This is a genomic window from Aeromonas diversa CDC 2478-85 (assembly GCF_000819805.1).
Taxonomy (GTDB): Bacteria; Pseudomonadota; Gammaproteobacteria; order Enterobacterales; family Aeromonadaceae; genus Aeromonas; species Aeromonas diversa.
Window position 1 is genome coordinate 1 of record NZ_CDCE01000009.1, and the last position, 24,768, is coordinate 24,768.

General features: G+C 61.0%; 23 protein-coding genes, 1 pseudogene and 1 riboswitch. Of the genes and pseudogenes, 18 read left to right on the forward strand and 6 right to left on the reverse strand.

All coding sequences use genetic code 11. The features are described 5' to 3' along the window. Positions 1-680 (reverse strand): annotated as a pseudogene (locus BN1121_RS01565) (HAMP domain-containing protein); the annotation flags it as partial. Further along, positions 677-1,345 (reverse strand): response regulator transcription factor, encoded by a 669-nt coding sequence (locus BN1121_RS01570; protein WP_005354296.1) that lies wholly within the window; start codon positions 1,343-1,345, stop codon positions 677-679. The gene BN1121_RS01570 and the pseudogene BN1121_RS01565, both read right to left, overlap by 4 nt. An 80-nt stretch (positions 1,346-1,425) precedes the next feature. On the opposite strand from BN1121_RS01570, the gene BN1121_RS01575 reads away from it, so the two are divergent. The 12 genes from BN1121_RS01575 to thiH all read left to right on the forward strand — a co-directional run bounded on the left by BN1121_RS01575 (position 1,426) and on the right by thiH (position 13,710). Next, entirely contained in the window at positions 1,426-1,839 is a 414-nt protein-coding gene (locus tag BN1121_RS01575) for a DUF5666 domain-containing protein (protein ID WP_005354300.1), read from the forward strand. Positions 1,840-1,911: 72 nt separating this feature from the next. Continuing rightward, positions 1,912-2,385, forward strand: a complete 474-nt coding sequence (locus BN1121_RS01580) for a hypothetical protein (protein ID WP_005354301.1) — start codon at positions 1,912-1,914, stop codon at positions 2,383-2,385. Between the two features lie 132 nt (positions 2,386-2,517). Continuing rightward, entirely contained in the window at positions 2,518-2,931 is a 414-nt protein-coding gene (locus BN1121_RS01585) for a DUF350 domain-containing protein (protein WP_005354302.1), read from the forward strand. Between the two features lie 7 nt (positions 2,932-2,938). Then, positions 2,939-3,475 carry a DUF1190 domain-containing protein gene (locus BN1121_RS01590; protein ID WP_005354303.1) on the forward strand — a complete coding sequence of 179 codons (537 nt, stop codon included), beginning with the start codon at positions 2,939-2,941 and terminating at the stop codon, positions 3,473-3,475. A 2-nt stretch (positions 3,476-3,477) separates the two neighbouring features. After that, positions 3,478-4,632, forward strand: coding sequence for a glutathionylspermidine synthase family protein (locus BN1121_RS01595; RefSeq protein ID WP_005354304.1), 1,155 nt, complete (start codon positions 3,478-3,480; stop codon positions 4,630-4,632). A gap of 488 nt (positions 4,633-5,120) precedes the next feature. Then, complete coding sequence (locus tag BN1121_RS01600) at positions 5,121-6,599, forward strand: aerolysin family beta-barrel pore-forming toxin (protein ID WP_043157658.1); 1,479 nt, start codon at positions 5,121-5,123, stop codon at positions 6,597-6,599. A 108-nt stretch (positions 6,600-6,707) separates the two neighbouring features. Continuing rightward, positions 6,708-6,821, forward strand: a riboswitch (TPP riboswitch). A gap of 275 nt (positions 6,822-7,096) precedes the next feature. Continuing rightward, positions 7,097-9,139 (forward strand): phosphomethylpyrimidine synthase ThiC, encoded by a 2,043-nt coding sequence (gene thiC, locus BN1121_RS01605; RefSeq protein WP_005354312.1) that lies wholly within the window; start codon positions 7,097-7,099, stop codon positions 9,137-9,139. Next, entirely contained in the window at positions 9,136-10,743 is a 1,608-nt protein-coding gene (gene thiE / locus BN1121_RS01610) for a thiamine phosphate synthase (RefSeq protein ID WP_005354313.1), read from the forward strand. Before thiC ends, thiE begins: the two co-directional genes overlap by 4 nt. Continuing rightward, the gene (locus BN1121_RS01615; protein ID WP_005354314.1) at positions 10,733-11,509 is read left to right on the forward strand and encodes a HesA/MoeB/ThiF family protein; all 777 of its coding nucleotides are present in this window, start codon (positions 10,733-10,735) and stop codon (positions 11,507-11,509) included. The genes thiE and BN1121_RS01615 overlap by 11 nt, the downstream gene beginning before the upstream one ends. Continuing rightward, positions 11,506-11,712, forward strand: a complete 207-nt coding sequence (gene thiS / locus BN1121_RS01620; RefSeq protein ID WP_005354315.1) for a sulfur carrier protein ThiS — start codon at positions 11,506-11,508, stop codon at positions 11,710-11,712. Before BN1121_RS01615 ends, thiS begins: the two co-directional genes overlap by 4 nt. Before the next feature lie 85 nt (positions 11,713-11,797). After that, the gene (locus BN1121_RS01625) at positions 11,798-12,565 is read left to right on the forward strand and encodes a thiazole synthase (RefSeq protein ID WP_005354316.1); all 768 of its coding nucleotides are present in this window, start codon (positions 11,798-11,800) and stop codon (positions 12,563-12,565) included. Then, a complete protein-coding gene (gene thiH / locus BN1121_RS01630; RefSeq protein ID WP_005354317.1) occupies positions 12,562-13,710 on the forward strand; it encodes a 2-iminoacetate synthase ThiH in 1,149 nt (382 codons plus the stop codon). The genes BN1121_RS01625 and thiH overlap by 4 nt, the downstream gene beginning before the upstream one ends. A 667-nt stretch (positions 13,711-14,377) precedes the next feature. Here thiH and BN1121_RS19100 read toward each other — a convergent pair. Beyond that, on the reverse strand, positions 14,378-15,490 hold the full coding sequence (locus BN1121_RS19100) for a PIN domain-containing protein (RefSeq protein WP_081606497.1): 1,113 nt from the start codon (positions 15,488-15,490) through the stop codon (positions 14,378-14,380). Between the two features lie 123 nt (positions 15,491-15,613). Continuing rightward, positions 15,614-16,207 carry a hypothetical protein gene (locus tag BN1121_RS19650; protein WP_156139382.1) on the reverse strand — a complete coding sequence of 198 codons (594 nt, stop codon included), beginning with the start codon at positions 16,205-16,207 and terminating at the stop codon, positions 15,614-15,616. Between the two features lie 404 nt (positions 16,208-16,611). Here BN1121_RS19650 and BN1121_RS01640 point away from each other — a divergent pair, with 404 nt between their 5' ends. From BN1121_RS01640 to BN1121_RS01655, 5 genes are all read left to right on the forward strand, one after another. Continuing rightward, positions 16,612-17,436, forward strand: coding sequence for a transposase (locus BN1121_RS01640; protein WP_005363993.1), 825 nt, complete (start codon positions 16,612-16,614; stop codon positions 17,434-17,436). A 41-nt stretch (positions 17,437-17,477) separates the two neighbouring features. Continuing rightward, positions 17,478-18,425, forward strand: a complete 948-nt coding sequence (locus tag BN1121_RS01645; protein ID WP_043597043.1) for a transposase — start codon at positions 17,478-17,480, stop codon at positions 18,423-18,425. A gap of 203 nt (positions 18,426-18,628) precedes the next feature. Further along, positions 18,629-18,778, forward strand: coding sequence for a hypothetical protein (locus tag BN1121_RS19655; protein WP_231552982.1), 150 nt, complete (start codon positions 18,629-18,631; stop codon positions 18,776-18,778). Positions 18,779-19,364: 586 nt separating this feature from the next. Further along, the gene (locus tag BN1121_RS01650) at positions 19,365-20,255 is read left to right on the forward strand and encodes an ABC transporter substrate-binding protein (RefSeq protein ID WP_005356109.1); all 891 of its coding nucleotides are present in this window, start codon (positions 19,365-19,367) and stop codon (positions 20,253-20,255) included. Between the two features lie 59 nt (positions 20,256-20,314). Then, entirely contained in the window at positions 20,315-21,034 is a 720-nt protein-coding gene (locus BN1121_RS01655) for a substrate-binding periplasmic protein (protein WP_005356110.1), read from the forward strand. A gap of 44 nt (positions 21,035-21,078) precedes the next feature. Here BN1121_RS01655 and BN1121_RS01660 read toward each other — a convergent pair whose 3' ends face one another. Next, positions 21,079-22,002 carry a LysR family transcriptional regulator gene (locus tag BN1121_RS01660; RefSeq protein ID WP_005356112.1) on the reverse strand — a complete coding sequence of 308 codons (924 nt, stop codon included), beginning with the start codon at positions 22,000-22,002 and terminating at the stop codon, positions 21,079-21,081. Positions 22,003-22,106: 104 nt separating this feature from the next. On the opposite strand from BN1121_RS01660, the gene BN1121_RS01665 reads away from it, so the two are divergent. Beyond that, on the forward strand, positions 22,107-22,721 hold the full coding sequence (locus BN1121_RS01665) for a LysE family translocator (protein ID WP_005356116.1): 615 nt from the start codon (positions 22,107-22,109) through the stop codon (positions 22,719-22,721). A 28-nt stretch (positions 22,722-22,749) separates the two neighbouring features. On the opposite strand, the gene BN1121_RS01670 is transcribed toward BN1121_RS01665, so the two are convergent. Then, positions 22,750-24,747: a bifunctional 2',3'-cyclic-nucleotide 2'-phosphodiesterase/3'-nucleotidase gene (locus BN1121_RS01670; protein ID WP_005356118.1), complete on the reverse strand. Its 1,998-nt coding sequence runs from the start codon at positions 24,745-24,747 to the stop codon at positions 22,750-22,752. Positions 24,748-24,768 lie beyond the last annotated feature (21 nt).

Sequence of the window (24,768 nt, forward strand, 5' to 3'; positions counted from 1 at the left end):
GGGGTGCGCAGCTCGTGGCTGGCGAAGCGACTGAACTCCTGCTCGCGGGCAAACACGGCGCTCACCTCTCGCTTGCCGGCCAGCAGGGCCAGCTCTATCTCCCTGAGCTCTTGCCAGGGCGCATCCGGGGTGAAGTCGGCCTGCTCCGGCGTGAGGTGGGCGACCCGCTGGCGCAACCGGTTCAGGGGACCCGTGATGTGGCGAACCAGCCAAAAACCGAAGCCGAGGGCTGCCAGCAGCAGGCCGAGACCGATGAGGCGGGTCACCAGGTGCAGGCGATCCTCGTAAGGATCCAGATAGTCATCGGCGTCGTCGTTGAAGACCAGATAGAGCAGCCCCTTGCCCGAGGGATGCCGGGCCACCAGGAAGTGTTTGTCCTCGTCCCCCAGCTGGTGCTCATAGAAGCCTGGGGTTGCGTAGGGCCTGAGCCAGACCGGCAACCGGCCGGCCTCGGTCCAGTAGCTGGAGAACTGGCGCGGACTGGGGGCGGGCGCCGCTGGGCCGAGGCGCAGCCAGTCGTCCCCGTAGCGGGTCACCTCGGCCTGCAGCCAGTGGTGCAGGCTCAGCTCTTCCATCTTGTCCTCGGCCACCAGCATCAGGCCCGAGACCAGCAGCAGGAAGAGCAGGCCGGCCCCGCCCAGGGCCAGCATCAGACGGCGGCGCAGGCTCGGCAGGCTCATGGGGCGATCAGCCGGTAGCCCTGGCCGTGCACCGTCTCCAGCATGGGGTGATCAAACGGTTTGTCGAGGGCGCTTCGCAGGGCATAGATGTGGCTGCGCAGGGCGTCCGAGTCGGGCTCCTCTTCCCCCCAGATGGTGTCGAGCACCTCCTGGCGAGTCACCAGGGCCGGGGCGCGGCGTGCCAGCAGGGCCAGGATCTGAAACGGGATCTTGCCGATCTTCAGCTCCACTCCGCCACGGATGGCGCGGCCGCTGCGCGGATCCAGGGTGAGATCCCCCACTGTGAGTTGCCCCACGTCGCAGCGTGGACCGCGCAGGTAGAGGGCCTGCAGGCGCACCTCCAGCTCCTCCATGGCGAACGGCTTGACAAGGTAGTCGTCCCCCCCGACGCGAAACCCCGCCAGCTTGTCTTCCAGGGCGTCACGGGCGGTGAGGAAGATGACCGGCGTGGCGATCCCCTGCTCGCGCAGGCGGGCCACGGTGCTCAGCCCGTCGAGGCGCGGCATCATGACGTCCATGATGATGACGTCGAAGCGTTGCTCCGCCAGCAGTTGCAGGGCGGCCTGCCCGTGATAGGCGCAATCGACCGTGTGGCCGGCCAGCGCCAGATAGTCGAGAATGGTCTCGGCGACCTGAGGATTGTCTTCCACCACCACTATTTTCATGCTGAGATCTCCCCGCTTCACGTTGCTTTCACACCCCAGGCGCGACCCTGTCTGTCGCCAGTGTAACCCCGAGGATCCCCATGCTGAAACGTCTCTCTCTGTCTCTCCTGCTCGTCTCCCTCTCGGCGTTGGCGCAGGGGAGCGAGTTCAAGCTGATCGGGCGTACCAGCTGGCAGCTCGGCGAGTTGATGGTCAACGGCATCCCCTTCGTGATCGACGAGCAGACCCGTTTCAAGGACGGGCTGAACGAGGACGACCTCGGCGGCACCTGGGTCGAACTGGAGGGGGTGGTGCAAGAGGGGCGTAACCTGGTGCGTGAGATAGAGCCGCTCGAGGAGGATGAGGATCTCGATCTCCAGGGTAGGGTCGAAGGGGGGAGGATTTGGGGCTACTCGGTCCAGGACGGCTCCCTGGCCCCCTTTGAGGGGCGCTGGGTGGCGCTGGAGTGCCGCTTCGACGGGATGCGCCTCTCCCACTGCCGCGAGGATGACTGACAGATTTCGCAGGGGGCATCCGGCGTTGACCAAACCCATGCTTGAACTTCGGTTCGACATGGGTTTTTTGCTATGTGGCTGAGAGAGAGTGCCTTGCTGGCCGCGCTGCTCTGGGTTGAGGTCGCAACGGCCGGCGAGCTGTGGCTGGTGGAGCTGGAAGGGGACGATGGCCTCACGCTGGACATGATGGGGGCCAGGGTGGAGCGCGGCAGTGCCCCGGTCTGGCGAGCTGGGCGCCTCGATGGGGAGCCGCTGCGGCCCGGCGATCGTCTGGCGCTCTGGGTGGAGCAGGGGGTGGCCCTTCGCATCGAGGTGCAGGAGCATCCGGCACCGATTCGCGACCCCTGGCGGCGGGGGCAAGACAGGGTGGCGAGCCTGGATGGCAACGAGCTCACCCTGGCCCACCTGGGGCGAGTGACCTGGGATGAGCGAGTGGCCTGGGTCAACGGGAGTGCCGCGGATCTGGCACCCGGGCGTGAGTTGGTGCTGACTCGCGATGGCGCAGGTGTCCTGATCGAGATCCTGATCGTCAATCCCGAAGAGTAGGCCGGGTGGTGCCGTGGCGGTGATAGTTTCGCCAGCCGCGTCCCCCATCTTGGGGACGCCACCGCCGAGGTGATTGTTGCTCCCCTCGCTTTTCTCCATGATGTCGCCTCGTTTCATCACTGGATCCTCGCGATGTCGTCCTCACTGCTCGGCTCCCTGAGCGGCTTGCTGCCCTTCCTGGCCTATTTTCTGCTGGCCATGGTGTTACTGGCGCTCTTTGTACGCCTCTATACCTGGCTCACTCCCCATCACGAATTTGCCCTGATCCGGGCCGGCAATCCGGCGGCCGCCACCGCCTTTGGCGGGGCTCTCATCGGCTTTGCCCTGCCGCTCTCCAGCGCCATCAGTCACTCTCTCTCCCTGCTCGACTGCGCCATCTGGGGAGTGATCGCCCTGCTGGTGCAGGTGGGGGCGTTTATGGTGATGCGGCGGCTGCTCAAAGGGTTGCCTGAGCGGATCGCGCAGGGCGAGATGGCCAGTGCCATCCTGGTGGCGGCGGCCTCCCTGGCCGTCGGGCTGCTCAACGCCGCCTGCATGACCTACTGAGGGGCCCATGAAGAGCAACAACAAGCGCAGTAGCCGGGTGGCGCTGGTGATGATGGTGCCCACCGCCTCCCTCTGGTTGCAGGGGTGTAACGAGCGTCCCGAGCTGGCCTATGTCTACTACTCGGCCCAGGCCTGTGCCTCTTCCCCCGAGAATGATCCCGCTCAGTGCCGCCTGGCCTTCGATGAGGCCCGTGCCCGGCATATGGTGCGAGCCCCCTATTATCCCGATCGTACCGAGTGTGAGGCCGATTTCGGTGTGGGGGGCTGCGACGGCCAGGTGCCCCGCATGCGGGCGTTTCTGGTAAGCGGCGTGGCAATAGGCGCCACGCCCAATCCGAATATCCCGGCTCAGCCCCTCTATCAGCGCATCGACGAGCCCTACTCCCTGCGTACGGCCCAGGGGGTCGGCCTGCCGGCCGCGAGTGGCCTGGTGCAGGTGTGCCAGAGTGCGGTCACCCTGGAGCCGGCGCTCGCCGTGCGTCGGGGCGGCTTCGGTGGTGAGGCCGCGCGGCGTGCGGCCTATTGTCAGAGCAATGGGGGCTAGGCGTGGAGCGCATCTCGCTTACCGAGCGCGCCGACTGGCGCGAACAGGCTCACGAGCTTGGCTTCGAGTTTCACACCTTCGACGGAGAGCCCTATTGGGATGAGAGCGCTTACTATCGCTTCACCCTGCGCCAGATAGAGGATGATCTGGAGGCGCCGACCGAAGAGTTGCACCAGATGGCCCTCTCTCTGGTGCCCGAGATAGTGGCCAGCGAGGCACTGCTGACCCGGCTGGATATCCCGCAGTATTGCTGGCCTGCCCTGGCGGACTCCTGGCGGCGGCGGGATCCTCACCTCTATGGCCGGCTGGATCTCACCTACGACGGGCGTGGGCCGGCCAAGCTGCTGGAGCTCAACTACGACACGCCCACCTCCCTCTATGAGTCCGGCTTCTTCCAGTGGATCTGGCTCGAGGATCAGGTGCGTCGCGGTGCCCTGCCGGCCGGGGCGGACCAGTTCAACTCCCTGCAGGAGAAGCTGCAGAGCGCCTTTGCCACCCATGGGCGCGGCACGCCCCTGCATTTTACCTGTGTCGGCGATAACCTGGAGGACAGAGGCAATCTCGATTATCTCATCGACATCGCCCTGCAGGCCGGGTGTGATGCCCGCTTCATCGATCTGGCGGATCTCGGCGAGCTGGCCGGCCAGTTGGTGGATCTTGAAGAGGCGCCGATCCGCCAGATCTTCAAGCTCTACCCCTGGGAGTTTATGGTGCGTGAGCCCTTCGGCCAGACCCTGCTCACCAGCCAGACCCGCTTCATCGAGCCGGCCTGGAAGATGATCCTCTCCAACAAGGGGATCTTGCCCCTGCTGTGGCAAGCCTTTCCGGGCCATCCCAACTTGCTGCCCGCCTTCTTCGATGAGCAACCAAGGGCCAGCCTGGCACCCGGTTGGGTGCGAAAGCCTCTCTACTCCCGTGAAGGGGCCAATATCGAGCTGGTTGATCATCGAGGCGAGCATCTGCAGGAACCTGGCCCCTACGATGACTCGGGTTATGTGCGTCAGGCGTTTCACCCGCTGCCTTGCTATGCCGGCAGTTACACCCTGGTCGGCAGCTGGGTGGTGGGCGATGAGGCGGCCGGCATCGGCATCCGGGAAGATGCCACCCTGATCACCAAAGACAGCTCCCGCTTCCTGCCCCATATCATCATCGACTGACAACGCATCGCTGAGTCTGTCACACCCCCGAGGGGGCGAGCTGCCCCCTCTCTGCGTTCAGCCTGGTCATGCACTCATCGATAAAGAGTCGCGCCTTCATCGGTCGCCGCCGGCCGGGCCCTGGCATGGGTCTCGAGGGGCGGTTGCAGTCGGTGAGCGATGATATTCAGGCCAGTGGCGTGCCGGTGAAGAGAGAATTAAAAGCGACGATATAGACCGCCATCAATGAGTGCGCTTTCCATCTTATCGATGGGTGGCCTAATTCTATATAAAACAGCCGGCTGGGAATATTTAGCGCAGTAAATATCAATGTGATCAATAAAGTTTTTGCTCTATTAAGTTATGTGTTTATTTGTGCTTTGTTGTGGAAATGTGCCGATGATCGCGTATTGTCTTTCCCACGACTGATATTGTCGTTCTTCCGCACGACTTAAAAATAACAATAACGACCCTCTGTTTAATTAACCTATCAATAAAAAGGGGTTGCTATGAAAGCACTCAAAATAACTGGCTTGTCATTAATGATCTCCACCGCCCTGATCGCGCAGGCCCAGGCTGCGGAGCCTGTCTATCCCGATCAGCTGCGTCTCTTTTCCCTTGGTGAAGAGGTATGCGGCGAAAATTATCGCCCGATTAACCGGGAAGAAGCGCAGAGTGTCCGGAATAATATTGTGGCCATGATGGGCCAATGGCAAATCAGTGGATTAGCCAATGGCTGGGTCATTATGGGCCCCGGATATAATGGCGAAATTAAACCAGGCAAGGCCTATAATACCTGGTGTTACCCGACCAGTCCGGTCACGGGTGAAATACCTGTTCTGCCTGCGCTGAATATTCCAGACGGAGATGAAGTCGACGTGCAATGGCGTCTGGTACACGACAGTGCCAATTTCATCAAACCGGCCAGCTACCTGGCCCACTATCTCGGCTACGCCTGGGTGGGAGGGAACCACAGCCAGTACGTGGGCGAGGACATGGACGTGACCCAGGACGGTGACGGCTGGCTGATCCGCGGCAACAACAGCGGCGGCTGCGACGGTTATCGCTGCGGCGAGAAGAGCAGCATCCGGGTTAGCAACTTCGCCTACACCCTGGATCCCGAGAGCTTCAGCCACGGTGACGTGACCCAGTCAGACCGCACCCTGGTCAAGACGGTGGTGGGCTGGGCGGTAAACGACAGCGACACCCCCCAGTCGGGTTATGACGTGACCCTGCGTTACGACACGGCCACCAACTGGTCCAAGACCAACACCTATGGCCTGAGCGAGAAGGTCTCGACCAAGAACAAGTTCAAGTGGCCGCTGGTGGGCGAGACAGAGCTCTCCATCGAGATTGCCGCCAACCAGTCCTGGGCCTCCCAAAACGGCGGGGCAACCACCACCTCGCTCTCCCAGTCGGTGCGCCCGACCGTGCCTGCCCACTCCAGGATCCCGGTGAAGATCGAGCTCTACAAGGCGAACATCTCCTACCCCTACGAGTTCAAGGCCGATGTCAGCTACGACATGACCCTGAACGGCTTCCTGCGCTGGGGCGGCAACGCCTGGTATACCCATCCGGACAACCGGCCGACCTGGAGTCACACCTTCGTCATGGGACCGTTCAAGGACAAGGCGAGCAGCATTCGTTACCAATGGGACAAGCGTTACATCCCGGGTGAGATGAAGTGGTGGGACTGGAACTGGACCATACAGCAGAACGGTCTCGACACCATGAAGAGCTCCCTGGCCAAGGTACTGCGCCCGGTGCGCGCCAGCATCACGGGTGACTTCCATGCCGAGAGCCAGTTCGCCGGTAACATCGAGATCGGTGCGCCCGTGCCCATCGGTGGCGACAGCAAGGTGCGCCGTGCCCGTAGCGTGGACGGTGCCAAGACCGGGCTCAAGCTGGACATCCCGCTCGATGCCCAGGAGCTTGCCGAGCTGGGCTTCGAGAATGTCACTCTCTCGGTGACCCCGGCTCGCAATTAAACAAGCACACGCAGCGTAACGACCAGACCGGGCCCAGTGCCCGGTCTTTTTTCGCACTGATCGGAGTTGTTAATGGGTTGTACTTTGCAAAACCCCACTTATACTGGCGCCATCTTGTCGGAGTGCTGACCGTCGAACGACGCTAAGCTGAGACCGTTAATTCGGGATCCGTGGAACCTGATCAGGTTAAGACCTGCGAAGGGAAACAAGGGTAACTTGCGGGTTACCGCGCCGGGGCAAACCTTCGCTCATCAGGAGCAGGGCCCCACCCGTCAAGGGCTCCGCCCGCGATGGCTCAGGCGCACAGGGGGAGGCTGTCCCGTCCGGTTGTCCATCAGGCGCCAGGTTTCCAGACTAGGGAAACACCGGGATAGCAGAGCTGGGAAGATCCATGCCCGACTCACTCCCCCGAGCACATCCCGCCGCAAGTTCATCTTCTCCTCGAACTCCAGACAAGCAAACACCCATAACTTCAACCAGTTAATGTGAGTTTTGCTATGTCTACCAATGTTTCTGATACCACCAAATCCAGCCGCCGCGAGCAGCGATCCAGCGCCCAGACCTTTATCGACAACCTCAAGGGGATGGCTCACCCCAACTCCCGTCGCATCTTTATTGAAGGCTCCCGCCCCGACATCCGGGTGCCCCTGCGGGAGATCCAGCTGGCCGATACCTTCGTTGGCGGCACCAAGGAAGCCCCCCAGTTCGAGCCCAACGAGCCGGTACCTGTCTACGACACCTCGGGTCCCTATGGGGAAGAGGCTGCCCCCATCGACGTGCGCCGCGGCCTGCCGCGCCTGCGCGAACAGTGGGTGCTGGAGCGCGCTGACACCGAAGCGCTGGAGGGGCTGAGCTCCACCTTCACCCAGGAGCGCCTGGCCGACGAGGGGCTGGATCACCTGCGCTTCGAACACCTGCCGAGCGCTCGCCGCGCCAAGCCGGGCCGCCGGGTGACCCAGCTGCACTACGCCCGTGCCGGCATCGTCACCCCCGAGATGGAATTTATCGCCCTGCGCGAGAACATGGGTCGCGAGCGGGTGCGCTCAGAACTCTTGCGCACCCAGCATCCGGGTCAGGGCTTTGGCGCCAGACTGCCCCAGAACATCACCCCTGAGTTCGTGCGGGGTGAAGTGGCCGCCGGCCGCGCCATCATCCCCAGTAACATCAACCACCCGGAAGCCGAGCCCATGATCATCGGCCGCAACTTCCTGGTGAAGATCAACGCCAACATCGGCAACTCGGCGGTCACCTCCAGCATCGAAGAGGAAGTGGAGAAGCTGGTGTGGTCCACCCGCTGGGGCGCCGACACCGTCATGGATCTCTCCACCGGCCGCTACATCCACGAGACCCGCGAGTGGATCCTGCGCAACAGCCCGGTGCCCATCGGGACAGTGCCCATCTACCAGGCGCTGGAGAAGACCAACGGCATCGCCGAAGACCTCACCTGGGAGCTGCTGCGCGACACCCTGCTCGAACAGGCCGAGCAGGGGGTGGACTACTTCACCATCCACGCCGGCGTCTTGCTGCGCTTCGTGCCCATGACCGCCAAGCGCCTCACCGGCATCGTCTCCCGCGGCGGCAGCATCATGGCCAAGTGGTGCCTCTCCCACCACAAGGAGAACTTCCTCTACGAGCACTTCCGCGAGATCTGCGAGATCTGCGCCGCCTACGACGTGAGCCTGTCGCTGGGTGACGGCCTGCGCCCGGGCTCCGTCTACGACGCCAACGACGAGGCCCAGTTCGCCGAGCTGCGCACCCTGGGCGAGCTCACCAAGATCGCCTGGGAATACGACGTGCAGGTGATGATCGAGGGCCCCGGCCACGTGCCCATGCACATGATCGAGCGCAACATGACCGAGCAGCTTGAGCACTGCCACGAGGCGCCCTTCTATACCCTGGGCCCGCTCACCACCGACATCGCGCCGGGTTACGATCACTTCACCTCCGGCATCGGCGCGGCGCTCATCGGCTGGTACGGCTGCGCCATGCTCTGCTACGTGACCCCCAAGGAGCACCTGGGCCTGCCCAACAAGGAGGACGTGAAGCAGGGGCTGATCACCTACAAGATCGCCGCCCACGCCGCTGACCTTGCCAAGGGCCACCCGGGCGCCCAGATCCGCGACAACGCCATGTCCAAGGCGCGCTTCGAGTTCCGCTGGGAAGATCAGTTCAACTTGGCGCTGGATCCCGACACCGCTCGCGCCTATCACGACGAGACCCTGCCCCAGGAGTCCGGCAAGGTGGCGCACTTCTGCTCCATGTGCGGGCCCAAGTTCTGCTCCATGAAGATCACCCAGGACGTGCGCGACTACGCCGCCAAGCTGGAAGCGGTGGAGATCAAGATGGTCGGCATGGATGGCCAGCAGGAGCGGGTGGTGGCCGAGGTGGAGAGCGGCATGGCCCGTAAGGAGACGGAGACCTTCAAGCAGGCCGACGTTGAGAGCGGCATGGCGCGGATGGCGGAAACCTTCAAGGAGACCGGCGGCGAGATCTACCACCAGGCGGCAACCCTGAAGCAGGCCGCAGGGGAGGAGGCGTGAGCAGCGAGCGCGGGGCTGTCAGCCCCGCCGACCTGACAGCAGTGACGGCGGCCCGTCCCGTGGTCTGGACCATAGCGGGTTCAGACTCCGGCGGCGGCGCCGGCATTCAGGCCGACCTGCACACCCTGCACGACCTCAGCGTGCACGGCTGCTCGGTCATCTCCGCCATCACGGCCCAGAACTCGGTGGCGGTGAAGATGGTCGACCCCGTGTTGATGCAGACCTTCACCGCCCAGATCGACGCCCTGGGGCTGGATCTGCCACCCGCCGCTATCAAGGTAGGTCTGCTGCCGACCCGGCTGCACGTGGAGGTGCTGGCCCGCCGGCTCGATACGATAAGCGCCCCCTTTGTGGTCTACGACCCGGTGGCCATCGCCAGCACTGGCACCCCCATGGCGGAGCCCGGCATGCTGGCGGCGGTGCGCGAGCACCTGCTGCCGCGCCTCTCCTTGATCACCCCCAACGGCCCCGAATTGGAGGCCCTGACCGGCCTGCCGGTCAGCAGCCCCGAACTGGTGCGCCTCGCCGCCCGCCGTTTGCGTGAACTCGGCGCCCGCGCCGTGCTGGTCAAGGGCGGCCACCTTGCGTGGGGCGGAGATCTCTGCCTCGACTACTACCAGGACGAGACCCGCGAATTCTGGCTTGCCGAGCCGCGCCTCGATACCCGCCACGGCCACGGCACCGGTTGCTGCTACGCCAGCGCCATCGCCGCCGTGGTGGCGCAGGACTACCCGGTGGAAGACGCCATCACCCTGGCGCGCGCCTACCTGCAACAGGGCTTGGCGGCGGCGCAGGGAGTGGGGGCGGGCCCCGGCCCCATCGCCCATCTGGGCTGGCCGACCAGCCTCGCCCACTTCCCACGCGCCGTGCTGGCGGGGTCAACCCTGGATCGTCGTTTCGGCCTGTATGAAGCGAGCAGCTCCCGTCTGCCGCAGGGCCCCTTCGCGCCGACCGAACACAACCTCGGCCTCTATCCGGTGGTGAACTCGGTCAAGTGGCTCAAGCGCCTGCTGGGGGCCGGGGTCAAGACCATCCAGCTGCGCATCAAGGACCTGCCCGCCGCCCAGGTGGCGCCGGCCATTGCTGAGGCAGTAGCGCTCGGTCGCCGCCATGGGGCGCGGCTCTTTATCAACGACCATTGGCAACAGGCCATTGAGGCGGGGGCCTGGGGCGTGCACCTGGGGCAGGAGGACATGGAGACCGCCGATCTCGCCGCCATTCAGGGGGCGGGGCTGCGCCTTGGCATCTCCACCCACGGCTACTTCGAGCTGATGCGCGCCCGCGAGCTGGCCCCCTCCTATATAGCGCTCGGCCATATTTTCCCGACCAACACCAAGGCGATGCCTTCGCGCCCTCAGGGGCTGGCGCGGCTGCACCGCTACCGCGCCCTGATGTGCGACTGGCCGACGGTCGCCATCGGCGGCATCAGCGAGGCGCGGGTCGCGGCGGTCAAGGCAAGCGGGGTCGGCAGCATCGCCCTGGTCTCGGCCATCACCGCCAGTGACGACTGGCAGGGGGCGACCGAGCGGCTGCTGGCCGCCGTGGGGGCGGGGGACGAGCCACGCTCGGCCAGCGTGATACGGGAGGCAGAACATGCTCTCTGATGCGGAATACCTCAGATATGGCCGCCAGCTGATGCTGGCGGAAGTGGGCGAGGAAGGGCAGGCGCGGCTGAAAGGCAAATCCGTGCTGATCGTGGGCCTCGGCGGGCTCGGCTCGCCGCTCGCCCTCTATCTGGCCGGTGCCGGTGTGGGCACCCTGTGGCTGGCCGATGGCGATACGGTGGATTCCAGCAACCTGCCGCGCCAGATCCTGTTCGACTCTGATGCGGTCAACCACTCCAAGGCGGAGCTGGCCCGCGAGCGGTTGGCCGCCCACAACCCGCTGGTGGAGCTGATTGCCATCAATCAGCGGCTCGATGCCGCCAGCCTGCCCGGTTTTGTGGAAGAGGTGGATCTGGTTGTCGACTGCTGCGACAACCTGGCCACCCGCCAGGCCATCAACGCCGCCTGCGTGGCTCAGGGAAAACCCTGGATCTGTGCCGCCGCTGTGGGCTGGCAGGGACAGCTGATGGCGCGAAGCCATGTAGATCACGCCTGCTACGCCTGCCTCTATCCGCAGGATACGAAAGTCAGTCAGAGCTGCGAGACCAGCGGCGTCACCGGCCCGCTGGTCGGGGTGATGGGCTCCCTGCAGGCGCTGGAGGCGCTGAAACTGCTGCTCGGCCTGCCGAGCCCGGTCGCCGGCACATTGCGCCGTTTCGATGCGCTGGCCCATCAGTGGCAGACCCTCACCCTGGCCCCCGACCCCGACTGCCCGGTTTGCGGGCAGCGCCGATGCCCGACACACGATAAGGAAATCACCCCATGACCTTGACCATTCGACTCAATGATGAAGCCCAGCCGCTGGCGGCGGGGCAGAGCGTGGCCGACCTGCTGGCGGCGCAAGAAGTTAATCCCCAGGGGGTGGCGGTGGCCCTTAACGGCGCCGTGCTGCCCCGTGGCCGCTGGGCCGAAACCCGTCTCAATGACGGGGACGAACTCCACCTCTTCACCGCCATTGCCGGAGGCTGAACCATGATGCTCGCAGTCCCATCTTCGAGTGCTCTGCCTTGCGGCGGGGCCTCACCTCTTCTTATCGCAGTGGCCGGAGGCTGACATGCTCAAGATAGCCGATCACACCTTCTCATCGCGCCTCTTCACCGGCACCGGCAAGTTTGCCCGCCCGGAACTGATGGCCGCCGCCATCGAGGTGAGTGGCTCCCAGCTCGTCACCATGGCCATCAAGCGCCTCGAACCGGGCAAGGCCCACGACGATATCCTCAGCCCCTTGCTGCAACTCGGGGTCAAGCTCTTGCCCAACACCTCCGGCGCCAAGACCGCCGCCGAGGCGGTGTTTGCCGCCCACCTGGCCCGCGAGGCGCTGGGGACCAACTGGCTGAAGCTCGAGATCCACCCCGATCCGCGCTATCTGCTGCCAGACCCCATCGAGACGCTCAAAGCCGCCGAGCAGCTGGTGAAAGAGGGCTTTGTGGTGCTGCCCTACTGTGGTGCCGACCCCGTGCTCTGCAAGCGGCTCGAAGAGGTGGGCTGCGCCGCCGTGATGCCGCTCGGGGCGCCCATCGGTTCGAATCAGGGGCTGGTGACCCGGGAGTTTCTCTCCATCATCGTCGAGCAGGCCAATGTGCCCGTGGTGGTGGATGCGGGGATCGGTGCGCCGAGCCACGCGGCCGCCGCCTTTGAGCTGGGTGCCGACGCCGTGCTGGTCAACACCGCCATCGCGGTGAGCGGCGACCCGGTTGCCATGGGCCGCGCCTTCGCGTTGGCCTGTGAGGCAGGCCGTAGCGCCTATAAGGCGGGTCTGGGGGCGCGCGGCGTGCAGGCCCAGGCCTCCAGCCCGCTCACCGATTTTCTGGGGGCCCTATGAGCGTGCACTTCGACCCCATCGAGGGCGTGAGTTTTCTCGATAGATGGCAGGCGCTGGAGTGGGACGATGTGGGGATGCAGGTGCGCGCCAAGACCGCCTCGGACGTGGAGCGGGCGCTTGCCAGTTCGCGCCGCAGCCTGCATGACTTTATGGCGCTGATCTCCCCGGCTGCCGAGGCGTTTTTGCCGCAGATGGCGGCCGAGGCCGAGCGGCTGACTCGCCAGCGCTTTGGCAACACCATCGGCTTCTATGTGCCGCTCTATCTGTCGAACCTATGCGCCAACGACTGCACCTACTGCGGCTTCTCCATGAGCAACCGCCTGAAGCGCAAGACCCTGAGCCTGGAGGAGATAGAGCGCGAGTGCCTCGCCATCAAGGCGCGCGGCTTCGACAGCGTGTTGCTGGTGACCGGCGAGCACGAGACTAAGGTGGGGCTCGCCTATTTCCGCGAGGTGATGCCCATCATCCGCCGCCACTTCAGCACGGTGGGGATGGAGGTGCAGCCCCTCTCGCAAGACGAATACGCCGAGCTCAAGACCCTCGGCCTCGATTCGGTCATGGTCTATCAGGAGACTTACCACGCCCCCACCTACGCCCGCCACCACCTGCGCGGCAACAAGCAGGACATCGCATGGCGACTCGCCACGCCGGACCGGCTGGGCCGTGCCGGCATCGACAAGATAGGGCTGGGGGCGCTGATCGGTCTCTCCTCGGACTGGCGTGCCGACAGCTACTTTGTCGCCGAGCATCTCGCCTGGCTTGAGCGCCACCATTGGCAGAGCCGCTATTCCCTGTCGTTTCCGCGCCTGCGCCCCTGCACTGGGGGGCTGGAGCCCGAGGTTGTGATGTCGGATCGCCAGCTGGCCCAGCTTGTCTGCGCCTGGCGCCTCTTCTCGCCGACCCTGGACTTGTCCCTCTCGACCCGGGAATCGCCGGCGTTTCGCAACGGCGCGGTGCGTCTTGGCATCACCCAGATGTCGGCCGAGTCGCGCACCCAGCCGGGGGGCTATGCGGACGGCGGTGAAGAGGAGCTGGAGCAGTTCGCCATCCACGACGATCGCCCTGTGGGTGAAGTGGCCGCCGCCGTACGCCAGGCGGGGTTGCAGCCGGTGTTCAAGGACTGGGAACCCTTCTTGGGCCGATAGGGGCGGCCGCGCCCCCCTTTGCCAGTGGCATCCCGGCGTTCAGCCAGACTCCGTGCCTGTGGCAAGCAGGCACGGCTGCGCCGTGAAATCGTAGGGGAGATTAGCCGTGAGGCGTAATCGTCCGTACCGTGTGATGGGGGAATGGCACGGCCTTGCCGTGCAGGACGCGAGGCCGCTGGCCTCGAAGGGGTTTCGCCCGCCCTTCGGGCTTGGGCGAGTGACTTTTCTTTGCGTGGCCAAAGAAAAGTCACCAAAAGAAAGGCCACCCCCGCTTATTAGCCCGACTTCGTCGGGTTCCTTCGGCTCACCCGCTTGTCCGACGGCACGCGCCGACGGGCCATTCATGGCCCGGCGCCGCTCGCTCGACATCCTGTCTCGCGGCCTGGACAAGCGGGCTCGCCTCAGCGAATAAGAGAAGGTAATACTGTTCTTACTCCATACTTTATGAGAATCCCCTCATTATCAAAATACTAATCTCGTATCTCCAAATGGGCCTCTTCCAAGTAGTGAACTTTGCCTGAAATATGTATGTTTCGAAGGGGGGATAAATGACTAAAGTTACATGCAGTGCAAAGCGGAATGGGATTTTACCATTTTATCTATTACCGTTTTTGTTATTTATCGCACGTCGCAACACTATATTTACATGGTGCCAGAAAGAATGCATTCAAACATCCACTGTTAGTCTGTTTATTATTAGGGAATATTCATCGTATTTATCTAGAGGCGACTTGCCAGCATCAAATAAATCATAAGTGAACTCAATGGTTGCCTTGTATCTAATGTCGTATAGGTTAATCTTCCACTCGTCGTCATCCTTATATTTTTTTGATGCCATCTTTTCTACAATGTCGTAAAAAACAAAATTTTCATCAAACATCATCATGTCATAATTATCAATTGCAAAGTTGCACGTGAAATCTATTGATAGCTTTCCTGATATTGAAAACAAATCATTTTCACTATCACCTTCTATAATTAGTTCATCAAGAACCTGATGATATAAAGTATTTTTATTTATGACAGGGTCGAATACTAGTTCCCCATATAACTCATCCTTATAAAGTATATTTTCTAATAAATCATCAACCAATTGCTCTATAAATGATTCAATTTGCACCTCGGAAATATTGGATTTTGATAAGTGGTTATTATTTTTATGCAAAGCTTGAATTAATGATGGCAAGTTATCAGTGACTTTGCAGTTATCGAACGAAAAGTCAGGGTGCAGTCCAACAATTATCGATTTTTCTTGCTTAGCTCCCGCAAAATCCTTTATGTTTTTTGTGTAAATTATACTTTTTGAATTTGGGTATTTTTCCATTACAGATAAAGCTAGCATGTAATCTTTATATCCTTGTTCTTTACCATTTTCAGTGAATGGATGTCTCAAGGAGTAAATAGCATTAACAATATTTTGATGCGATACTGAACTGTATGGGACAATATTTATTCTCTTGTCTTTTATAAAACTTTCAAGCCATGTCTTATATTCTGACTCCCTTTTCTTTATTGAGGAAAGCAATTTATCAAATGCAACTTCGTTAGCTTTCTTGTCGAGGAGTATTCTTGATAGCTTGGCTTGAATGTCACTGAGTTCTCTTAGTGTTTTATTGAACTCTTTGGTATATTGACCAAGACACTCATCGATTACGATTTGAGGGATGCAGATATTTGTTTTGTATATTCCTGCAATCTTAACAATTTTCTTCAGGTCGTTAGACCTAAGATTGTAATCTTTATGAAGTATATTGGTATCCAAAATTATATTGTCAAACATTGTGTCACCAAATTATTTCCGTTAGGTGCCATACTACATTTATATATTATGGTTTTGGGTTGTAGTCAGGCTAAGTGAGTTATAGTACGGCCAATATCTGTAATGTTGTATGTTGATGTTAATTCATGGTCCGTTAGGACTGAAAGTATATGTTTTAGTGAGATTAAAATTTTTGAAATATTTAAGCGGGATTAACGTCGCCGTATTACCAGACATTGAAATAGCTAGAACACTTTCATAATGAAATCCACCAGATGAGCTACCATTAGTATCAATCTCTGTTCCTAAGCTTTTTAGTGTTGTTAATTTTTCTGAATATTCTTGCATTTCCTTAAGAGATGCTCCTTTCTGAAAGGTATTACTCAAGATACCATCTGTGATAGCATGCTCAAAATAGTGGCTAACTTGAATTTCTAAATGTTTTTTTGTCCCTATTTTTCCTCCTATCAAAAAATGAGCTTGATAAGCAGGCATGTTTTTTAATTCATTCGCAGCCTTAGAAAAACCGACTTTACCGCCCTCATATTTCTTGAATTCTCCCGAAAGGTCAGAGAGAGTTTTTTTAAACTCCAGAATAAAATATTTAGAATCTTTACATACAACAGTGTCACCGATTGACTCAACATCACCATCTAAAGGCATAAAAAGGTTAAATACGCCCTTTTGGGCTGCCTCTAAGACAAATGTGTATTCAACCGTTTTTTCCCACCATTTCATTGAATTAGCCTCACTCTTAAGGACTACGGGTATACCCATTGTAATGGGTAAGGCAGTGTAACCCTGATGGGGGTTTGTATGAAGCCTATTAGTTTAAAGGTGTGATACCCCGCACTTTAATTTCTATTAGAGCAGTCTAATGACAGATCCTCTGGGTTTGTATCATTTATGTCGCAATGAATTTTTGTGTGTTTTTTCCACAGCGTAGTAATATTCCCGTCGCCAATCAGCTTCAGATTAATCTGCTCTATTGACCAATGTTACCAAGCGGGAGTATTGAGACAGGCTATAGTGCCGTTATCGAAGATTCTGGGACGAAGATTCTAAGATTCTGGGACACCCACCATTTTGACAGAGGCATAATGGCCTGCTTGGCTTGAAGCATCACTGCCGAGGAACTCGCCATGACTATCGCCCGCTCACGTCAAATCAGCCTGCAGGATACGCCCTACTACCACGTGGTGAGCCGCTGTGTGCGGCGGGCCTTTCTGTGCGGGGAAGATGCTCATTCGGGCCAGAGTTACGAGCATCGACGCCTGTGGGTGGTTGACCGGCTGGGCCAGCTGTCACGGCTCTTTGCCATCGGTATCTGCGCCTACGCGGTGATGAGCAACCACTACCACCTGGTGCTGAAAGTAGATGCCGAGCAGGCGCAGGGCTGGAGCGAGCGGGAGGTGGCCGAGCGCTGGGCCGGGCTGTTCCAGTGGCCGCTACTGGTACGGCGCTGGTATCAGGGGGATGCCCTGATTGAGCCTGAGCTCGCGGTAGTGCAGGGATTGATAGGGGAGTGGCGAGAGCGACTCTACTCCATCAGCTGGTTTGTGCGCCTGCTCAACGAAGGACTGGCCCGCCAAGCCAATCAGGAAGACAGCTGCAAGGGTCACTTCTGGGAGGGGCGCTTCAAGAGTCAGGCCCTGCTGACGGAGTCGGCACTGCTCGCCTGCATGGCCTATGTGGAGCTCAACCCCATCCGTGCCAAACTCGCCGACCGACCCGAGAAGAGTGACTACACCAGCATCAGCCAGCGCCTGGGAAGGGCCCAGACCACCGAGTTGCCACCCTTGCTGCTCCCTTTCGCTCAGAAAGGTAAACTCGAGTCACTCCCCTACACCTTCAGCGACTATCTGGCGCTGGTTGACTGGACTGGCCGTGCCATCCGCGATGACAAGCGGGGCCATATTCCCGAGGCAGGTGATTCTGGGACACCCACCATTTTGACAGAGGCATAATGGCCTGCTTGGCTTGAAGCATCACTGCCGAGGAACTCGCCATGACTATCGCCCGCTCACGTCAAATCAGCCTGCAGGATACGCCCTACTACCATGTGGTGAGTCGCTGCGTGCGGCGGGCCTTTCTGTGTGGGGAAGATGCCCACTCGGGCCAGAGTTACGAGCATCGCCGCCAGTGGGTGGTCGACCGACTGGGCCAGCTGTCGCGGCTCTTTGCCATCGGCATCTCCGCCTATGCGGTGATGAGTAACCACTACCACCTGGTGCTGAGAGTGGATGCCGAGCAGGCCCAGGGCTGGAGTGAGCGGGAGGTGGCCGAGCGCTGGGCCGGGCTGTTTCAGTGGCCGCTGCTGGTGCGGCGCTGGTATCAGGGGGATGCCCTGATTGAGCCAGAGCTCTCGGTGGTGCAAGGGCTGATAGATGAGTGGCGCCGGCGGCTCTACTCCATCAGCTGGTTCGTGCGCCTGCTCAACGAAGGACTAGCTCGTAAGGCCAATCAGGAAGACGGCTGCAAGGGCCATTTCTGGGAGGGGCGCTTCAAGAGTCAGGCCCTGCTGACAGAATCGGCGCTATTAGCCTGCATGGCCTATGTGGAGCTCAATCCTATCCGCGCCAAACTTGCCGACCGGCCCGAAGAGAGTGACTACACCAGCATCAGCCAGCGTCTGGGAAGAGCCCAAACCACCGAGCTACCGCCCCTGCTGCTCCCGTTTGCCAAGAAGGGTGAATCCAAGTCACTTCCCTACACCTTCACCGACTATCTGGCTTTAGTTGACTGGACCGGCCGTGCCATTCGCGACGACAAGCGGGGCCATATTCCCGAGGCGCTTTCCCCCATACTGGAGCGCCTGCAACTCGACGCTGACGACTGGCTCAAGCAGGTGAGGCTGTTCAAACGAAGCGGCATCCGGGCCATTGGTCACGGCGTGGCGCGAGAGCGTTACGCCCACCACTGCGGGCAGCGACGATGCCACCAGCCAACCCACTAATCTCGCTTCAAGTCGACTTTCCCTTCTGGCGCATCTCATGACATGAGTGCGGTCGCGTGGCCGCTCGGTGGTCTGTTTTTAGGAATTCACTCTCCCCAACGTTTGATGTTTGGCGTCTGAGGTCTCAAGGGGCCAAATCATCTCGGTAATGGATTGAGCTAACGCCTTCAGTAGAAAGGTGGGTGTCTAAAAAGAGGCTAATCTTGCAACGGTTGCAACTCGACGCTGACGACTGGCTCAAGCAGGTGAGGCTGTTCAAACGAAGCGGCATCCGGGCTATCGGCCACGGTACGGCGCGAGAGCGTTACGCCTACCACTGCGGCCAGCGACGGTGTCACCAGCCAACCCACTAATCTCGCTTCAAGTCGACTTTCCCTTCTGGCGCATCTCATGACATGAGTGCGGTCACGTGGCCGCTCGGTGGCCTGTTTTTAGGAATTCACTCTCCCCAACGTTTGATGCTTGGCGTCTGAGGTCTCAAGGGGCCAAATCATCTCGGTAATGGATGTGAGCTAACGCCAGCAGTAGAAAGGTGGGTGTCCCAAAAGAGGTTCGGTAAATGTTTCCCAAATAGATGGGCGAAGTGGAGAGTTCTCAAAGCTACCGTTTACCAATAAATTATCGCATTCGCTGGCGAAGCAAGTAAGACTGGTTACTAGTAGCGGATATACAAGTGCTTTCATATTTCACCTCAATACAAAATATCAGTTTAAAACAATTCTTCATAAATAAAACTCTCTGTCTGGGGTATTGGCTGGGTGTTTGTATCGGTATTTTTTATTTTTGCGCGATAACCATCTTATTCTTGATGCGGTGCCCTACGGTCATCTGCATTGAGTCTGGCTATCTTTTTCTTGCCACTTTTCCTACCGAACCCCAGGGTTCGGCTTTTTGTTGGCTGGCCTACGCTAACTGAAGGGTGCAAGCGGAGGGGTAAGCATGAGAGTCGGAGTCGTGGTGCTGCTGTTGTTGTTAACGCTGCCGGCTCAGGCGTTGACCATCGCCATGGTGCTGTGGCGGGGTGAGACCCAGGCCGAGGAGGGGTTTCGCGACGAGCTGGCTCGCCTTGGCTATCGGGCGCGCTTTGTCACCTTCAACGCCAATCTGGATCGCAACCTGCTGGCGACCCTGCTGCGGCAGCAGCTGCTGCCCAACATCGAGCAGTATGACTATGTCTACACCTTCGGCACCACGGCGACCCTGATGGCCAAGAGCCTAATGGGCGGGCGCAAGCCGCTTATCTTCAACGTGGTCTCCGACCCTTTCGGGGCTGGCATCCTCTCCGATGAGCCGGGGGTCAACCGCCAGGTGGCGGGGGTCAGCAATCTGGTGCCCATGGGGCTGCAACTGGAAAATGGCCGTCGCCATCTTCCCGCGGGGCGGCGGCTCCTGCTCCCCTTCAATCCGAGAGAGCAGAACACCCTGCTGCTGGCAGAGATGGTGATCCACGAGGCCCAGCGCTTCAACTGGCCGGTGGAGACCTGGCGCATAGTGCCGGTTGCCAAGCGACTCGACAGTGAGCTGGCGCGACTGGTGCACGATGCCGGGGATGCCATCGTCTATCTGGGGGCCGACAGCTATCTGCTCTCGGTGGCGCCGCGCCTGCTGGCGTCGCTAAACCGGGCCGGGATCCCGACCCTGTGCGGCGCCGAGCTGTTTATGTCTTACGGTTGCAGCGTGGGCACCATCAGCAGCTATGAGAGCCTGGGGCGCATGGCCGCCCGCATCATAGACCAGCACAGCCGCGGCACCCCGCTCGAGGCGATCCCCCTGCAACTGGATCCTGCGCCGCGCCTGATTCTGGGCGGGCGTGAGAAACCGGTGCCTTGACGCCCCCTCTGCCCTCTTCTTAGCTCAGTGAGGTGAATCAACCCGATGGAGAGTGGAAGATGAAAGCATGGATTGGCGGAGTGCTGTTGCTGTGGAGCCTGACCGGCGCCCAGGCGGCGACGGTGACGGCGGCGCAAGACCCCTGGCCCCCCTTCGTGATCGACGGGAGCAAAGGGATCTCGGTGGAGATAGTCAAAAGTGCCCTGGCAAGCCAGGGGCATCAGCTGGAGATGCGGATCATGCCCTGGGCCCGCGCCCTTTCGGGGGTGGAGGAGGGGAGCATCGACATCCTGGTGGGGGCCTGGTTCACCGAGGCGCGCACCAAGACCCTGCTCTTTAGCGACCCTTACCTCAATAACGAGGTGAAGTTTATCCAGCTGGCCGGGGGCAGCTTCGACTACAGCGGGCTCGACAGCCTCAAGGGCAAGAGCGTCGGCATCGTGCGGGGCTACGGCTATGGCGATGACTTTATGCAGGCGGATCTGAACCGGCAGGAGGCGGTGGATCTGCCCACCAACCTCAAGAAACTGCTGGATCATCGCATCGATCTGACCCTGGAGGACGAGGTGGTCGCCCGTGCCATCATGGCCCAGCAGGGCATGGACGCGGCCCAGTTCAGCTTCACGACCAAGGCCCTCTCGACCAACCCGCTCCACGTGGCCAGCGGCCTGAAAAATCCCAATAGCAAGCAGTGGATAGAGGCCTTCAACAAGGGGCTGGCGGCCATCAAGGCCGATGGCACCCTGGACAAAATCCTCGCCAGTTACGGGGTGAAATAGCCCGGCCTCGACGCCGCATAGAAGGAGCCGACACGGCTCCTTTTTTATGGCCGCACCTTGGCGGCGCCGAGCTCCTCTCGCAGTCGCGCCTGAACAAAGGTGATGAAGTGGTTGAGTCGGCGCGGCCGGCTCTCCCGGCTGCTGCCCATCAGGGCGACGATATCGACGGCGGGCGGCGCATAGTCGGGCAGCACGGGGACCAGGGTGCCCGCCGCCAGCTCGGGTTGCAGATCCCACTCGGAGCGATGAATGATCCCCAGTCCCTGCAGGGCCCACTGCTTGACCGCATCGGCCACGTTGCTGGTGAGGGAGGGAGAGACCCGGATGCTCGACTCCTCTCCCAAGGCGAGGTGGCGCAGGCGCCACAGGGTGCAATCCTCGTCGTTCTCCCGCAGCACTATGCAGTGGTGATGGGCGAGATCCTCCGGCCGGTGCAGCGGCGGCATGCTGGCCAGATAGGCCGGCGCGGCGCACAGCAGGCGGCAGGTTGGGGCTATCAGGGTGCGATAGAGCGGGCTCTGATGCAGATCGCCAATGTAGAACATGATGTCGGGTTGGCGCGGATTACCCTCCCAGGCGGGGCGATCCGAGAGGGTCAGATCGAGGGTCACATGGGGATGCTGGCGCCGGTACTCCCCCAGCAGGGGGGCGAGGCGTTTCTCCCCAAAGCCGATGGGCGCCAGTATATTGAGCTGACCCCCCAGCTCCTCGCGGCTGCTCTGAAGGCTCTCCTCCAGCGCCCGCATCTGGCGCAGCACCTCGCCGCCGCGTTCGGTGATGAGTCGTCCCTGGGGGGTGAGCCTGGGTTGGCGACCGCGCTCGAACAGACAGACGCCCAGGCTGGCCTCCAGCCGCTTGAGCTTCTGGGTCACATGCGGTGCCGAGACGTCGAGACGACGGGCGGCGATGGCAAAGCTGGGGCTGGTCGCCAGGGTGACGAGAAAGTGGAGATCCTGCAGGGCGATCATTAACCCACTCCTTAATGTCGGATTAACCGATGGGTGAATATCAGCCGGATGCTAGCACATGGTACCGTGGCGCCCAACCTCGTCCGTCACCCCCAGGAGAACCCATGACTCCCACCCTGCTCTCCCTCTTCACCGCCAGTTGCCTGGCGTTCAGCTTCTCGCCCGGTGCCGGGGCCATCGCGACCATGTCGCGCACCCTGGAGGGGGGTCGGCGGCTGGCGGGGTTTAACATCCTCGGCCTGCAACTGGCCCTGCTGCTGCATCTGTTGGTGGTGAGTGCCGGTCTCGGCAGCCTGGTGGCCGGCTCGGATACCCTGTTCCAGGTCATCAAGCTGATGGGCAGCGGTTATCTCTGCTACCTGGGCATTGCCAAGTTTCGTCAGGGAGAGGGGGCGTTGCGGCAAGGTGGGACCTCGCAGGGCTGTGCATGGCAGAGCCTGCGCCAGGGGTTTCTGGTCAACCTCAGTAACCCCAAGTCCATCGTCTTTCTGGTCGCCTTCCTGCCTCAGTTTGTGGGGGCCGGTGAGGGGATGGCCCACTACCTGCGCCTCGGTGCCATCATCATCGCCATCGATACCCTGGCCATGGTGAGCTATGCCCTTGGCGCCGGCTTGCTGCTTGGCCGGCTCGCCCGCCAGGGGCAGCTGCGCTGGCTCAACCGGGGGTTCGGTCTCATCTTTATCGTCCTGGCGCTGCTGTTGGCCCTCTCGGGGCGATAAAAAAGGCGGCCCGCAGGCCGCCTTGTCATCAGGGCTGGCGTACCAGCCGGTAGATGGCGTAGCCGGGGTGCTTGGAATCATCCGCCGGCAGGGTCGAGAGATACTGCAGATCGCTGCCCGCCAGGGCCTTGGCCTCCTCCCGCGGGGAGGAGTAGAGGCGCAGGTCGACGCTGGCCGGCAGGGCCTTCATGTGCCAGTTGCCGTCGGCGCTTGGGGAGAAACCACCCGGATTGGCGGTGGAGAGATGCACCAGGTACTCGGAGAGGATCTCGCGGGTTTCTTTGGGATCCTCGTGCACGATCACCTTGCTGTTGATGCCCGGGAAGTGGCCGCCGCCGCTGGCGCGGTAGTTGTTGGTCACCACGTAGAACATCTGGGCCGGATCGATAGGTTGCCCCTGATAGGTGAGGTTGCTGATGCGACTGCCGTCACTCACCTTGACCCCGTCCTTGTCATAGCGGGCCGGCTGGGTCACATCCACTTCATAGCTCACCCCGTCCAGCACATCGAAGTTGTAGGTACGGTACTGCTCGTTCACCAGCCACTGGGTGGTGGTGGCGGCCGGGTCGATGCGGTTGAACTGGCCGGCACTCATCTCCAGCCACTCCTTGACGGTGGCTCCGTTGATGGCGACCACCTGCAGGGTGTTGGGGTAGATGTAGAGATCCGAGACGTTGCGCAGTGAGATGTTGCCCGCCGGCACCCAGGTGAAGTCGGTGATGCCGTTGCGGCCACCGCGGAACGGCGCCGCCGCCGACAGTATGGGCCAGCTCTCCTTGAGCAGGCCGCTCTGGCGCAGGCTGTTGGCGTGCCAGCGCTGGGCGTCGCTCACCAGCTGGATCGAGGGGTCGTCCTGCACCAGGGCGAAGAAGCTGTGGATGGGCTGGGTGATCTGGCCGAGGGGCTCGTCGAGCCAGGCGTTGGTGGCATCGTGATCTGCCTGCACCAGGCCGGCGACCTTCTCGTCAACCGGGCTCCCCTCGCTGCTGTCGATCTTGCGCAGCTGGGCCTGGCTCGAGGCCACCTGCCAGCGACCCTCCTTGAAGGTGAGCTTGAGGTCGATGATGCCGAGGTGGTTGCCCCAGTAGCCGGGCATCACGGTCGGCACGCCGGCCAGGGTGCCCTTGTCGTTGTCGATGCCGGCCATGTCCGGGTAGTCGCCGGGGAAGTTCTTGTGGGCGTGGCCCAGCATCAGGGCGTCGACCCCCTTCACCTGCGCCAAGTAGTAGGCGGTGTTCTCCATCATCTGCTCACGGCTGGCGCCCGTGATGCCGGTGTGGGCCACCACCACCACCAGATCGGCCCCCTTGGCACGCATCTCGGGGATGTAGTGCTCGGCGGTCTCGACCATGTCGGCCACCACTACCTTGCCCTCCAGGTGGCGCTTGTCCCACTGCACCACCTGCGGCGGGGTCAGCCCCAGCACGCCGACCTTGACGGTCTGGGTCTTGCCGTTGGCATCCTTGACCTGGCGATCGAGCAGCAGGTAGGGGGTGAAGCGGTTGGCGCTCCAGTCGATGGCACCGCTGGCGTCGCGCTTGAAGGCACCGGCAGCGAAGACGTTGGCGTTCACATAGGGGAAGTTGGCCCCCTTGAGCGCCGCCGTCAGGTAGTCGAGGCCGTAGTTGAACTCGTGGTTGCCGAGGTTGCCCACGTCATAGCCCAGCTCGTTCATCGCCTTGAAGGCGGGGTGGGCCTGCTTGGCCAGGTAGTTCCCCTTCTCCTGCTGATCGAAGATGTAGTCGGCGAGCGGCGATCCCTGGATCAGGTCGCCGTTGTCGAGCAGCAGGTTGTTGGGGTTCTCGGCGCGCGCCTGACGGATCAGCAGGGCGGTGCGGGAGAGGCCGAACTTGCGGTCTTCCTTGTTCTGGTAGTAGTCAAAACCGAGCAGGTTGGAATGGATGTCGGAGGTCTGGATCAGACGCAGGGTCACGTCACCGGGTTGCGGTTGGCTGCTGTTGTCGCCCTGACAGCCAGACAGCAACAGGATGGCGGCCACCGCCCCCAGCTTGAAGTATTGTTCCATGATGATTCGCTTCTGTAGTTG